A 13,062-nucleotide genomic window follows, 5' to 3' on the forward strand; every position below is an offset into this window, starting at 1 on the left:
CACATTTACGGACATAATCCGCAGGTGATGAAAATTCACCCGATCAGCCCGGGGAGGCCGGGCAGTCGGGGAGGCAGCCGGGGGACGAGGGGCGCGCAGAAGCATTCCGCACGCTCTTGCGACCTTTTTGCAGCGAGCCCCTATCATCGAGCGGTTCACGACTGAACAAGCGACTGAACGAGCGACACGGACGGAGCGCCGTCATGCACGTACCCGACGGATTCATCGATGCCCCGGTATCGCTGGCCACCGGAGCCGTGGCGGCAACCGCCGTCGCGGCCGGCCTGCGCGGTGCCCGAAGGGAGCTCGACGAGCGCACCGCGCCGCTCGCCGGCCTGGTGGCGGCCTTCGTCTTCGCCGCCCAGATGCTGAACTTCCCCGTGGCCGCGGGCACCAGCGGCCACCTGCTGGGCGGGGCCCTGGCCGCGATCCTCGTCGGGCCCTGGACCGGCCTGCTGTGCATATCCGTGGTGCTGCTGATGCAGGGCGTGCTGTTCGCCGACGGCGGGCTCACCGCGCTCGGCGTCAACATCACCGACATGGCCGTGGTCACCATCGCCATCGGCTACGGGCTCTTCCGGCTGCTGGCCAAGGCGCTGCCGCGGCGCCGCTCCTCGGTCACGGCCGCGGCCTTCGTCGCCGCACTGGCCTCCGTCCCGGCGGCGGCCTGCGCCTTCACCCTCGTCTACGCGCTGGGCGGCACCACCGACGTCGCCCCCGGCAAGGTCTTCACGGCCATGGTCGGCGTGCACGTCCTCATCGGCATCGGCGAGGCCGTCATCACCGCGCTGACGGTCGGCGCGGTCATGGCCGTGCGCCCCGACCTCGTCCACGGCGCCCGCGACCTGCGCCGCCCACTGCAGCTGCGCACCGCGCAGGGCACCACCGTCGTGCCCGAGGCCGCGCCCGCCGCGCCCGCCTCCCCCGCGCCCCTGCGCCGGGTGCTCGCCGTCGGCCTCGCCGTCGCCGTCGTCCTCGCCGGCTTCCTCAGCTACTACGCCTCCACCAGCCCCGACGGCCTGGAGAAGGTCGCCCACGACAAGGGCATCGACTCCCGCGAGAAGGAGCACGCCGCCAAGGACTCCCCGCTCGCCGACTACCGGGTCGAGGACGTGGGCGACGCCCGCCTGTCCGGCGGTCTGGCCGGTGTGATCGGCGTCGGCGCGACGCTGGCCGTGGGCACCGGCGTCTTCGTGGTCGTCCGGCGCCGGCGCGGCCGCGCCGAGGAGTCCGCCGCCGCGGTCCCCGCCGGCACCGGGACGTCCTGACATGGGCGCGGGCCACGTCCACAAGCTCTACCGGCACGCCTCCTCCCCCGTCCACCGGCTCCCCCCGCACTGCAAGATCGCGGCGGCCTTCTGCTTCGTCGTGGTCGTGGTGTGCACCCCGCGCGAGGCGCTGTGGGCCTTCGCCCTGTACGCGCTGCTGCTCGCCGCGGTGGCGGCGACGGCACGGGTGCCGGCCGGCTTCGTGCTGCGCCGGCTGCTGATCGAGGTGCCCTTCGTGGCGTTCGCGCTGCTCATGCCGTTCGTGGCGCAGGGCGAGCGGGTGCACGTGCTCGGCCTCGCGCTCAGCGGGAACGGCCTGTGGGGCGCCTGGAACATCCTCGCCAAGGGCACCCTGGGCGTCGCCGCCTCCGTCCTGCTCGCCGCCACCACCGAACTGCGCTCGCTGCTGCTGGGCCTGCAGCGGCTGCGGATGCCCTCGCTGCTGGTCGAGATCGCCTCGTTCATGCTCCGCTACGGCGACGTCGTCACCGACGAGATGCGCCGCATGCGCATCGCCCGCGAGTCGCGCGGCTTCACCGCCCGCGGCGTACGGGACTGGGGGGTGCTGGCCAAGTCGGCGGGCGCGCTGTTCATCCGCTCCTACGAGCGCGGCGAGCGCGTGCACCTGGCCATGGTCAGCCGCGGCTACACCGGGACGATGCCCGTCATCGACGAGGTCACGGCCTCGCGCGCGCAGTGGGCGCAGTCGGCCGCGCTGCCGCTGGCCGCGCTGGCCGTGTGCCTGACGGCACTGTTGTACTTCTGACGCCCGCCCGACGTCCGCGGACGTCCCCCGACCGGATGGACCACGCCATGACCACCTCCCCCGTCGCTTCCCTCGAGGTGTCCGGCCTCGCCTACGCCTACCCCGACGGTCACCAGGCCCTCTTCGGCGTCGACCTCACCCTCGGCCGCGGCGAGCGCGTCGCACTCCTCGGCCCCAACGGCGCCGGAAAGACCACGCTCGTCCTGCACCTCAACGGCATCCTCGGCGGCGGCGCGGGCACGGTGCGGGTGGCCGGGCTGCCGGTGGACAAGGCGCACCTCGCCGAGGTCCGGCGGCGGGTCGGGATCGTCTTCCAGGACCCCGACGACCAGCTGTTCATGCCCACCGTCCGCGAGGACGTCGCCTTCGGCCCGGCCGCGGCCGGCCTGCGCGGCGCCGAGCTGGAGGACTGCGTGCGCAGGGCGCTGGAGCGCGTCGGCATGGCCGAGCACGCCGACCGGCCCCCGCACCACCTGTCCTTCGGGCAGCGGCGCCGGGTGGCGGTGGCGACCGTGCTGGCCATGGAGCCGGAGATCCTCGTCCTGGACGAGCCCTCCTCCAACCTCGACCCCGCCTCGCGCCGTGAGCTGGCCGACATCCTGCGCTCGCTGGACGTGACTGTGTTGATGGTCACGCACGACCTGCCCTACGCCCTGGAGCTGTGCGAGCGGTCGGTGATCCTCAGCGGCGGCGTCATCGCCGCCGACGCCCCCACCCGGGAACTGCTGTGCGACGAGGGCCTGATGCGCTCGCACCGCCTGGAGCTGCCCTTCGGCTTCGACCCCCGCTCGGTGGCCGTGCGGGGGTGACCCCCGGTCCGGGGCACCCGCGGCCGCGTTGCACCATGGTGGATGGATTTGTAGCGATCGGGACAGTGGGAGCGGGCAACAGTGGTGGACGTCCAGGGCACGGTGGCGGACGGCTTCGAGCCGGTCCGGGACGCCTTCGCGGACAACTTCGCGCGGCGCGGTGAGCGCGGCGCGGCCGTGACCGTCTACCGGGACGGCCGCAAGGTCGCCGACCTGTGGGGCGGCGACCGCGACGCCGACGGCCCCGGCAGCGGTGCCGAGCCCTGGACCCGCGGCACCGCCCAGGTCGTGCGCTCCGCCACCAAGGGCGTGGCCGCGGCCGTCCTGCTGCTGCTCCACCAGCGCGGTCAGGTCGACCTGGACGCCCCCGTCGGCACGTACTGGCCGCAGTTCAAGGCGGCCGGCAAGGAGCGGGTGCTGGTGCGCCACCTGCTCGCCCACCGGGCCGGGCTGCCCGCCCTCGACACCCCGCTGACCCCGGCCGAGGCCCTGGACGGCACCAGCGGCCCGGCGGCGCTCGCCGCCCAGGCCCCCGCCTGGGAGCCCGGCACCGACCACGGCTACCACGCCCAGACCTTCAGCTGGCTGCTCGGCGAGCTCGTCCTGCGCATCACCGGCCGCACGCTGGGCACCTGGGTGGCCGAGGAGATCGCCGGCCCCCTCGGCCTGGACCTGTGGATAGGTCTGCCCGCGACCGAGGAGCACCGCGTCGGCCGCCTCGCCGCTCTCGAGCCCGCGCCGGCGCCCGCCTCGGCCGGGCTGCGCGTGCGCCCCAAGGCGTCGGTCGCCGCCGCGTACGCCGACCCCGCCTCCCTCACGCGCCGCGCCTTCGGCGCCATCGAGCCGGCCGCCGACGAGAACGACGCGGCCTACCGCGCCGCGGAGCTACCCGCCTCCAACGGCATCGCCACCGCGGATGCGCTCGCCCGCTTCTACGCCTCCCTCATCGGTGTCGTCGACGGCGGCCGCCGCCTGTTCGCCCCGGCCACGCTGACCGTGGCCCGCACGGAGGAGTCGGCCGGCCCCGACCGGGTCCTGGTCGCCGGCACCCGCTTCGGCCTGGGCTACATGCTCCACGGCCCGGCCTGCCCGCTGCTGGCCCCCGGCTCCTTCGGCCACCCCGGCCGCGGCGGCTCGCTGGCCTTCGCCGACCCCGAGTCCGGCATCTCCTTCGGCTACGTCACCAACGGCATGCAGAAGAACGTCACCGCCGACCCGCGCGCCCAGGCGCTGGTGAAGGCGGTTGCCACGTCCCTGGCGGGGTAGTCCTGGCCGCGTGGAGCGGTTCGAGGGATACGCGGCGTGGATCACGGGCGCGGGCCGGGGCATCGGCGCGGCCACGGCCCGCCGCCTGGCGGCGGAGGGCGCGGACGTCCTGCTGACCGACGCGGACGGCGAGCGCGCGGCGAAGGCCGCCGCGGCCCTGCGCGCCGACGGGCTGCGGGCCGAGGCCGCGCCCGCGGCGTGCGACGTGAGCGACGAGGAGGCGGTACGGGCCGCCGCGGCGTACGCGGTGGAGCGCTTCGGCCGCCTGGACGTGCTGGTCAACAACGCCCTGTCCTGCCACCCCGACCCGGCACGCATCGAGGACTACCCCGACGAGGCATGGTCCCGCGACCTCGACGTCACCCTCACCGGCGCGTTCCGCTGCGTACGCGCCGCGATGCCCCACCTGGCCGCGGCCGGCGGCCGCGGGGCGGTCGTCAACATCGGCTCCGTCAACGGCGAGCAGGACTTCGGCAACCACGCCTACAGCGCCGCCAAGGCGGGCCTTGCGAGCCTGACCCGTACGCTGGCCGGCCAGTGCGCGCCGCGGGGCGTCCGCGTCAACCTGGTGGCCCCGGGCACCGTCGCCACCCCCAACTGGGACGGCCGGGAAGCGGCCCTGGAGCGCGCGGCGGCGCACTACCCGCTGGGCCGCGTCGGCCGGGCCGAGGACGTCGCGGCGGCCGTCGCCTTCCTCGCCTCCCCCGACGCGGCGTGGATCACCGGGGTGACGCTGCCGGTGGACGGCGGCATCCTCGTCGGCAACGTGGGCCTGCGCAGGGCGTTGCGGGGGGAGTGAACGGCACCCGTCGTGTTCACGACCCAGTCTCGAACCGGGGCGGCTGCAGGCCCCCCAGGCACCCGGTGTCCGGCGCGGTCGGGTCGTCGAAGAACGAGCGGGTGATCGCTTGCGCGCACGGTGACGCGGCGAACGTCACGTGGGCCACGTAGGGAACGGTCACGACGGTGGCCCGGCTCAGCGTACGGGCCGCGAACGCCCCGCTGTCCGCCCCGGTCTGGGCGTCGAACCCGCCCGACGCGACCAGGGTGGGGATGGCGCTGCGGGTGACGTCCCGGATCGCCCGCGGCGCCGCGGGGACGTCCCAGGCGGCGCAGTCCTCGTGGAGGAAGGTCAGCTGCGGAGCCTGGGCCAGCACCGGGCGGGGGAACGACGGGAAGACCTCCCGCCCCGCCCGGATCACCTCGTCCCGGCTCTCGTACGGCACCCACTCCCGGCAGAAGACACCGTAGGCGAGCCCGTGGGAGACCCTGCCGACGGCCTGGGGGGCGACCTTGCCGCCCGCCCACTGCTCGGCGATCCGCTGCGGCTTGCCGTGGGCCAGCTCGTCCAGGGAGCGGGGCACCCCGGGCGCCACGTGGGTTGCGGAGGTCATCCAATTCACCAGCGCTCCGCCGTCGAGGACGACCTTCACGGGCTCGGAGCGGCCGGGCACCGTGACGGTGGTGGTGACCGGACGGGCTTCGAGGTTCCGGACGAGACGCTCGAAGGTGGCCGCCAGGTGCGGATACCGGCGGTTGCAGTCGGGCTGCTCCGCGCAGGCACGGAACACGCCGTCCATGCCCTGCCGGGCGCTGCGCCAGGCCAGGGCCCCACCCGCCCTGGCCGGCGGCAGGACGCCGTCGATCCCCACCGACCGGATGCCCTGCGGGTGCTCGCGCATGGTGACGAGCGCCAGGTGGGTGCCGTAGGAGATGCCGAACAGGTTCCACTGGTCGATGCCCAGCGCCGTACGCAGGTCCGCGTAGTCGGCGGCGCTCTGGGTGTCGTCGTAGGCGCGCAGGTCGGCCCCGCGCCCCGCCAGTTGCTCGCGGCAGGCCCGCGTCGCCTCCACGTGCAGGCGCCCGGTGGACGGCGCGTCGTACACCAGGCCGACCGCGCGGGCGTTGAACTCGTCGACGACGGGGCAGGTGAGCGCGGGGTCGGCCGAGTACGTCCCCCGCTGGGACATGAAGATCACGTCCCGGTCGTGGTTCAGGCCGCCGTCGACCGCCATCGTCGCCTCCCCGACGGCGTCGTCGCCCGGGCCGCCGGCGAGCCACACGATCGGATCGGGGTGCGGTCTGCTCGTGGCCGCCGGCACGATCGCGACGCCCAGGGTGATCGTCCGGCCGTCGTGCCGGGCCCGGTTCTCGGGCACGGTGAGCGTGCCGCAGCGGGCCCCCTTGAGGGCGGGGACCGGTTCCGCGGTCCTCGGGCAGGGACCGGGCACGAAGTGGGCGTCGCCCACCGTCCGGGCGACCGTACCGATGCCCGTGCCGGGGCCGGTGGCGTGCTCGGCGTGGGCGGGGGCGAGGAGGAGCCCCGTGGCGAGGAGCCCGGCCGCCGCACGGCGGCAGAGGGACGTACGGTGAGGCGCCATGTGCCCTCCCGGTCACGTTACTTCGGGACGATGGTGAACGGTTTCGGCGTCACACCGGCCGCACACCCGGTGTCGGGCGCGGTCGGGCGGTCGAGGAACGAGGCCAGCACGCGCTGCGCGCAGGGCGACTGCGGGACCACCCAGTGCCCGATCCCCGGGATCCGCACGGTGGTCGAACGGGAGAGCGTACGGGCCGCGTACCGCCCCCAGCTCGCGCCGGTCTTCGTGTCGAACGTCCCCGAGACCACGAGCGCCGGCACCGCGCTGACGGTGGCCACCCGCTGCTCGGCGGTGCGGTCGGGGACGTCCCAGATGCGGCACACCTCGTACTGGAAGGGGAGTTGCGGGGCCTGGGCCAGCACCGCATCCGGCCACCCGGGAAAGGCCCGGCGCCCCGCATTGAGCACGTCGGCCGGCGAACGGCCCGGCACCCACTCGCTGCACGCCACCGACTCCGTCAGCCCGTGGGCGGTCCGGCCGACGACGGGGGCCGCGTCGGCCGCGCGCGCCCGCGCGAACCGCTGCGCACGGCCGTGGGCGAGCTCCTCGAGCGCCGCCGGGACGTCGGCGGCCGCAACGCCGTTGCCGACCACCAGGTTCACCAGCGCGCCGCCGTCGAGGACGACCTTCACCGGCTTCCCGCCCTGCGGCGGCGCGGCGTCGACCGTCAGGGGCCGCGCCTGCAGTCTGCGCACCTGCTGCGTCAGCGTGCGGCGGACGTCCGGGTAGCGGCTGTGGCAGCGGGGCTCGGCCGCGCAGGCGCCGAGGATGCCGTCGATCCCCTCCCGGGCGCTGCTCCAGGTCCACGGCAGGCTCGCCACCGCGGGCGGCGTGACCGAGTCGAGCGCCACCGCACGGATGCCGCCGGGGTGCCGGCGCAGGTAGGTGAGGGCCAGGTCGCTGCCGTAGGAGTAGCCGTAGACGTTCCACCGGGCAATCCCCAGGGCGGTGCGCAGATCGGCGAAGTCGGCGGCGTTCTCGGTCGTGTTGTACGCGCTCAGGTCGGTGCCGTCGGCCGCCAGGCGGTGCCGGCAGCTCTTCACCGCGTCCAGCAGGAGCCGCCGCGCCGACGGTGCGTCGTAGCGCAGGCCCACGGCCGTCGCGGTGGACCGGTCCACCTCCGGACAGGCCAGGTTCGGCTGTGAATGGAGGTTCCCACGCTGGGCCATGACGATCAGCTCGCGGTCCCGGTTGACGCCGGCGCCGACCAGGATCGGAATGTCGTCGAACGCGTCCCCGCCGGGCCCGCCCGCCATGAACACCACCGGGTCCGCGGCGGGCTTCGCCGACGCGGCCCGAAGGACCGCCACGGCCAGCCGGATCGTCCGGCCGCCGGGGCGGGCGCGGTTCTCGGGAACCTCCAGGAACCCGCACCGCGCGGTGCTCAGCGCCGCAATCGGCTCCGGCGTCGCCGGACACCGACCGGGCACGAACCGCGCCGGCACCGCCGGCCGGTTCGACCGGTCGGCGGGGGTGCGGGGTGACGCGAGGCCGCCCGGTGCAGGGCCGCTCGCTGCCAGGAGGACCAGGGCGGCGACGACGGCCGCCCGACGGGACAACGCTGCGGCGATATGGGCGGATCGCACCTTATGGACGATACCGTCGGTGGCGAACGTTCGCACACCGAAGCGGACGGGCCGGAGACAGGCCGCAGACCGGGCCCCTCGGGCGGATTGCGCAGCTCCCCGCGCCCCTCACGGGGCGCCGTGGTGACCGCCCGACAAAGATCCGCCGGACAGACCCTGCGAACCGGCCAGGGACTTGCGCACCAGATCCAGCACCTCGCCGTCGCTCATCCCCAGCGCCCGCGCCTCCGCCACGAACTCCCGGGCCCGTTCGGTGAGCCGGGCCCGCCGGGGCGAGGCCCCGCCGGTGACGACGGCCCCGCGGCCGCGGCGCAGTTCGAGCAGGCCCTCTTCGCACAGCTGCCGGTAACCGCGCAGGACGGTGTGCATGTTGACGCCCAGGGACCGGGCGAGCTCGCGCGCCGGGGGCAGCCGCTCCCCCGTGGCTATGACGCCGTCGGCGATGGCGGCGCGGACGCAGCCGGCGATCTGCTCGCCCAGCGGCACGGACGAGGCGGGGTCGACCCGGAACAGCATCTACCCGGCCTGCCGCTCGCGCAGGGCGTTGAGCAGCCCCACCGCCGTACCGGCGTCGTCGACGGTCACCACGAACTCGCTGCCGTGCGCGAGCCGGACGGCCACCGCGTCCCCGGCGCGCAGCACGACACCGCTGGCCCCGGGCACGGCCCGGTAGCCCCAGCCGCCGAAGTCGCGCAGCGGTTCGACGTGCCGGGCGGAGGCCGCGGTGATCCGCTCCAGCGGCAGCCGCACCCGCGGCCGGGGCAGCGCCACGGGCCGCACGGTGAGCCCGTTGCGGTCGACGGTCACCCGCGCCCCACTGCACAGCGCCGTCACCACGCCCGCGACCAGCAACGACACCCCGCCCGCCCAGCCGGCGGCGAACCCGAGCGCCAGGCCGGCGACGGCCGTCATCACCCCGACCGCCCGCAGCAGGGGCGACCCGGCGACGTGCGACCACGACGCGACCTCGCCGACGGCGAGTTCGAGCCGCGGCACGCCGGAGGGGGGCTCCGGCGACGCGGCGGCGGGCGGTTCGTACGCCCCGGACGCCGCCCATCCCAGCCCCGCGTACGCCACGGCGGCCCCGAGGCCGACGAGCACGTGCCACGCGGGCAACCGCACCTCGCCCCCACCGGCGTTGACCCGCAACACGTCGACCACGACCACCCCGAGCAACACGGCGGCCCCACCCCCGAGCACGGCCATCACCCGCTGCTGCCGGGGCCCCGCCCGCATCACGTGCACGAGCACCCCGGACATGACCCCCACCCCGCCCACCACGCCGAAGCCGACGGCGAGAAAGGTCCCGGCGGTATCGAACGCATCGGCCCGCCCGTCCACCCCGAAATGCGTGGCCAACCGCTCCGGCAGCCGGTGCCGGAGGGCGAGATAGGAGGCCAGCAACGCGACACAGCCGGCGACGGCGGGAAGCGTGGCGACGAGGATGCGGCGAGCGGTACGGGACACGGGCGGCACAGCTGACATGGCGACCTCCAGTTGTTTGCATGGTAGTAGAACAACTGGGCACCTGGAAGGTCGGAGCGCGCCGCCGGTGGCAGGATCGACCCATGCCCCACATCGGACTGACCGCTCTCGTCGTGCGTGACTACGACGAGGCCATCGCCTTCTACGTCGACGCCCTCGGGTTCGAGCTGCGCGAGGACACCGCGCTGCCCGGCGGCAAGCGCTGGGTCGTCGTCGCGCCGCCCGGGGCGCGGGAGGGCGGGCTGCTGCTGGCCCGGGCCGGGAACGCCGACGAGGAGGCGCGGGTCGGGGATCAGACCGGGGGGCGCGTCGGGTGGTTCCTGAACACCGACGACTTCGACCGGGACCACGCGCGCATGCGCGCCGCCGGCGTCGTCTTCGAGGAGGAGCCACGGCGCGAGGCGTACGGCACGGTTGCCGTCTTCCGGGATCTGTACGGGAACCGCTGGGATCTGATCCAACCGGCCCGGTGACCGGCAACCCGCTCTAACACCTGAGGTCGATCATGCGTACCGGCTGTCCCGTCGTCCGGGCGATCGTCTCGAAGTCCCGGTCGTAGTGGAGCAGGGTGAGCCCGGCCTCCTCGGCGGCCGCTGCCACGAGGAGATCGAGGGGGCCGGCGCTGCGATGCTCGCCCTTGGCGGTGAGTTGCTCCTGGACGACACGCGAGCGCCGGTAGATGCCGTCCGGCATGGGGCACCACACGTAGTGGGCATCGAGCGCGGCCTTCATCCGCGTACGGTCGGTTGCCGAGCGGGCGGAGCAGAGAACCTCGAGTTCGGTGATGTCGCAGATCGCCACGAGCCCGGCAGCGATCCTGTCGTCCCACTCCGCGGTGTTCTGACCGAGGAGGACGCGGGCGAGTGCGGACGTGTCGATGAGGTAGTCGGCGACGCTCACTCATCCGCTCCCGCAGCACCGGCGCCGCCCGCCGGGTTCGTGGGCCGGTACTTGTTCTTGTCCAGGAGGACGTCCATGTCCAGTGCGCCGTCGGCCACCAATGCACGGGCTTCTTCGAGCGCGCGCAGCCTGCGGTAGCGGGCCGTCACCTCGCGCAAGGCGGTGTTGATGGTGTCGCGCTTGGTCGTGGTGCCGAGTTCTCTGGCGGCGGCTTCCAGTGCTTCGTCGTCGAGGTCGATGACGGTGCGGCTCATGGCGCCTCCTTGATGCACATCCCGGCTTATATCAATATACAAGATCGAATATATCCAACGCCCGGGTAGACGCAAAAAGGCCCGGGCCCCCGCGCATCACGCGCGGGGGCCCGGGCCGTCAGCCGAGGGGCGGGGTCAGACGCCGGCCGGTTCCGGGGTCTTCTCCGCCGGGGCGGCCAGCTGCTGCTGCAGGCCCTCGCCTTCGACGTCGACGTTGGGCAGGAGCTTGGAGAGCCAGGCCGGGAGCCACCAGGCGGCCTTGCCCAGGAGGGCGAGGACGGCCGGGACGATGGCCATGCGGACGATGAACGCGTCGAAGAAGACGGCGATGGCGAGGCCGAAGCCGATCATCTTGATCATGGGTTCGGTGGAGCCGATGAAGCCCGCGAAGACGCTGATCATGATGACGGCCGCGGCGGTGACGACGCGGGCGCCGTGGCGGAAGCCGGTGACGACGGCCTGGCCGGGGCGTTCGCCGTGGACGTACGCCTCGCGCATGCGGGTGACGAGGAAGACCTCGTAGTCCATGGCGAGGCCGAAGACGACGCCCACCATGAAGATCGGCATCATGCTCATGATCGGGCCGGTCTCCTCGACGCCGAAGACGCTGCCGAGCCAGCCCCACTGGAAGACGGCGACGACGGCGCCGAGCGCGGCGACCACCGACAGCAGGAAGCCGAGGGCGGCCTTCAGCGGCACGAGCACCGAGCGGAAGACGACCATCAGGAGCAGGAAGGCGAGGCCGACGACGAGCGCGAGGTAGGGCAGCAGCGCGTCGTTGAGCTTCTGGGAGACGTCGATGTTGACGGCGGTGCTGCCGGTGACCAGGACCTTGGCGTCCTTGTCGGCGGCGGCTGCCGCGCCCTTGTCGCGGATGGCGTGGACCAGGTCCTCGGTCTCGGTGCCGGACGGCTTGGACGCGGGGATGACCGTGATGATGGCGGTGTCGCCGGCCTGGTTGAAGTGGGCCGGGGTGACGATCGGCTTTCCGGGCAGGGACTGGATGGTCCTGGCCACCGCGTCGGCCGCCGACTGGGGGGCCTTGGCGCCCGCCGCGTCCACCACGACCATCAGCGGGCCGTTGAAGCCGGGGCCGAAGCCCTCGGAGATGAGGTCGTAGGCCTTGCGCTGGGTGGTGTTCTTGGCGGCGGAGCCCTCGTCGGGCAGGCCGAGTTCGAGGGAGGCGGCGGGGACGGCGACGGCGCCGAGGCCGACGACGCCGAGGAGGAGGACGACGACGGGACGGCGCAGGACGAGGCGGGCCCAGCGGGTGCCCATGTTGGGCTTGTCGTCGTCGGTGCCGGCTTTGCCCTTGCGGATCTTGCGGGCGAGCACCTGGCGGCCGGCGAAGCCGAGCAGGGCCGGGATGAGGGTGAGGGCGATGAGGACGGCGATGGCGACGGTGGCGGCCGCGGCGAGGCCCATCTTCGTCAGCATGGGGATGTTGACGACGGCGAGGCCGGCGAGGGCGATGACGACGGTGAGGCCGGCGAAGACGACGGCGGAGCCGGCGGTGCCGACGGCCCGTCCGGCGGCTTCCTCGCGTTCGCGGCCCTCGGCGAGCTCCGCGCGGTAGCGGGAGACGATGAAGAGGGCGTAGTCGATGCCGACGGCGAGGCCGATCATCGTGGCGAGGGTGGCGGTGTTGCTGCCGAGGTCGAGGGCGGCGGCGATGGCGGTGATGCCGGAGACGCCGATGCCGACGCCGATGATGGCGGTGAGCAGGGGGAGTCCGGCGGCGACGAGCGAGCCGAAGGTGATGACGAGGACGACGGCGGAGACGGCGATGCCGATGATCTCGGTGTTGCCGGTCTCGGGCATGGCCTGCAGGGCGCTGCCGCCGGTTTCGACGGTCAGTCCGGCGTCGCGGGCCGCGGCGGGTGCGGCCTTGAGCTTGTCGCGGGTGTCGTCGGTCAGCTCGTTGGGCTTGACCTTGTAGGTGACGGACGCGTAGGCGGTGCGGCCGTCCTTCTTGCTGACGGCCTGCGAGGTGAAGGGGTCGGCGACGGAGGCGACCTGGGGGCCGCCGAGCCGGGCGACGACCTTTTCGACGGCTGCCTTGTTCTTCGGCTCGGTGATCTTCTGGCCTTCGGGGGCCTGGAAGACGATGCGGGCGGTGGCGCCGTCGGCCTTCTGGCCGGGGAAGCGCTTCTCCAGCAGGTCGAAGGCCTTCTGGGCCTCGGTGCCGGGTATGGAGAAGTTGTCGTTGGACTTGCCTGCGGTCGCGGCGCCGGCGCCGGCGAGGACGAGCAGCAGCACCCATATGAGGGCGACGTACCAGCGGCGCCGGTAGGCGAGCCGGCCGAGTTTGTAGAGGAACGTGGCCACGAGGCGTTGTTCTCCCGTC

Annotated in this window: 13 protein-coding genes; 6 read left to right on the forward strand and 7 right to left on the reverse strand. The window is 74.0% G+C overall.

Annotated features, from left to right (window positions below; genetic code table 11):
- The first annotated feature begins 203 nt into the window (after positions 1-203).
- The 5 genes from AC27L3_RS22650 (at position 204) to AC27L3_RS22670 (ending at position 4,908) form a co-directional block, all read left to right on the forward strand.
- On the forward strand, positions 204-1,268 hold the full coding sequence (locus AC27L3_RS22650; protein ID WP_487235881.1) for an energy-coupling factor ABC transporter permease: 1,065 nt from the start codon (positions 204-206) through the stop codon (positions 1,266-1,268).
- 1 nt (position 1,269) lies between these two features.
- Positions 1,270-2,034, forward strand: coding sequence for a cobalt ECF transporter T component CbiQ (gene cbiQ, locus AC27L3_RS22655; RefSeq protein WP_487235882.1), 765 nt, complete (start codon positions 1,270-1,272; stop codon positions 2,032-2,034).
- A gap of 47 nt (positions 2,035-2,081) precedes the next feature.
- Positions 2,082-2,843: an energy-coupling factor ABC transporter ATP-binding protein gene (locus AC27L3_RS22660; RefSeq protein WP_487235883.1), complete on the forward strand. Its 762-nt coding sequence runs from the start codon at positions 2,082-2,084 to the stop codon at positions 2,841-2,843.
- A gap of 81 nt (positions 2,844-2,924) precedes the next feature.
- Positions 2,925-4,109 (forward strand): serine hydrolase domain-containing protein, encoded by a 1,185-nt coding sequence (locus tag AC27L3_RS22665; protein ID WP_487235884.1) that lies wholly within the window; start codon positions 2,925-2,927, stop codon positions 4,107-4,109.
- Between the two features lie 10 nt (positions 4,110-4,119).
- Positions 4,120-4,908 carry an SDR family NAD(P)-dependent oxidoreductase gene (locus AC27L3_RS22670; protein ID WP_487235885.1) on the forward strand — a complete coding sequence of 263 codons (789 nt, stop codon included), beginning with the start codon at positions 4,120-4,122 and terminating at the stop codon, positions 4,906-4,908.
- Positions 4,909-4,924: 16 nt separating this feature from the next.
- Here the strand turns inward: AC27L3_RS22670 and AC27L3_RS22675 are convergent, their stop codons facing one another.
- The 4 genes from AC27L3_RS22675 to AC27L3_RS22690 form a co-directional block, all read right to left on the reverse strand.
- Positions 4,925-6,490 carry an alpha/beta fold hydrolase gene (locus AC27L3_RS22675; protein ID WP_487235886.1) on the reverse strand — a complete coding sequence of 522 codons (1,566 nt, stop codon included), beginning with the start codon at positions 6,488-6,490 and terminating at the stop codon, positions 4,925-4,927.
- Positions 6,491-6,507: 17 nt separating this feature from the next.
- Positions 6,508-8,076: an alpha/beta fold hydrolase gene (locus AC27L3_RS22680; protein WP_487235887.1), complete on the reverse strand. Its 1,569-nt coding sequence runs from the start codon at positions 8,074-8,076 to the stop codon at positions 6,508-6,510.
- 108 nt (positions 8,077-8,184) lie between these two features.
- A complete protein-coding gene (locus AC27L3_RS22685) occupies positions 8,185-8,592 on the reverse strand; it encodes a GntR family transcriptional regulator (RefSeq protein ID WP_487235888.1) in 408 nt (135 codons plus the stop codon).
- Positions 8,593-9,543 (reverse strand): DUF1648 domain-containing protein, encoded by a 951-nt coding sequence (locus tag AC27L3_RS22690; RefSeq protein WP_487235889.1) that lies wholly within the window; start codon positions 9,541-9,543, stop codon positions 8,593-8,595. It lies immediately after the preceding gene.
- 101 nt (positions 9,544-9,644) lie between these two features.
- On the opposite strand from AC27L3_RS22690, the gene AC27L3_RS22695 reads away from it, so the two are divergent.
- The gene (locus AC27L3_RS22695; protein ID WP_487235890.1) at positions 9,645-10,034 is read left to right on the forward strand and encodes a VOC family protein; all 390 of its coding nucleotides are present in this window, start codon (positions 9,645-9,647) and stop codon (positions 10,032-10,034) included.
- Between the two features lie 13 nt (positions 10,035-10,047).
- On the opposite strand, the gene AC27L3_RS22700 is transcribed toward AC27L3_RS22695, so the two are convergent.
- The 3 genes from AC27L3_RS22700 to AC27L3_RS22710 all read right to left on the reverse strand — a co-directional run bounded on the left by AC27L3_RS22700 (position 10,048) and on the right by AC27L3_RS22710 (position 13,043).
- Positions 10,048-10,461, reverse strand: a complete 414-nt coding sequence (locus AC27L3_RS22700; RefSeq protein WP_487235891.1) for a PIN domain-containing protein — start codon at positions 10,459-10,461, stop codon at positions 10,048-10,050.
- On the reverse strand, positions 10,458-10,715 hold the full coding sequence (locus AC27L3_RS22705) for a type II toxin-antitoxin system VapB family antitoxin (RefSeq protein ID WP_487235892.1): 258 nt from the start codon (positions 10,713-10,715) through the stop codon (positions 10,458-10,460). The genes AC27L3_RS22700 and AC27L3_RS22705 overlap by 4 nt, the downstream gene beginning before the upstream one ends.
- Before the next feature lie 135 nt (positions 10,716-10,850).
- Positions 10,851-13,043 carry an MMPL family transporter gene (locus AC27L3_RS22710; protein ID WP_487235893.1) on the reverse strand — a complete coding sequence of 731 codons (2,193 nt, stop codon included), beginning with the start codon at positions 13,041-13,043 and terminating at the stop codon, positions 10,851-10,853.
- Positions 13,044-13,062: the final 19 nt, after the last annotated feature.

This window comes from Streptomyces sp. PKA51, from assembly GCF_057552455.1.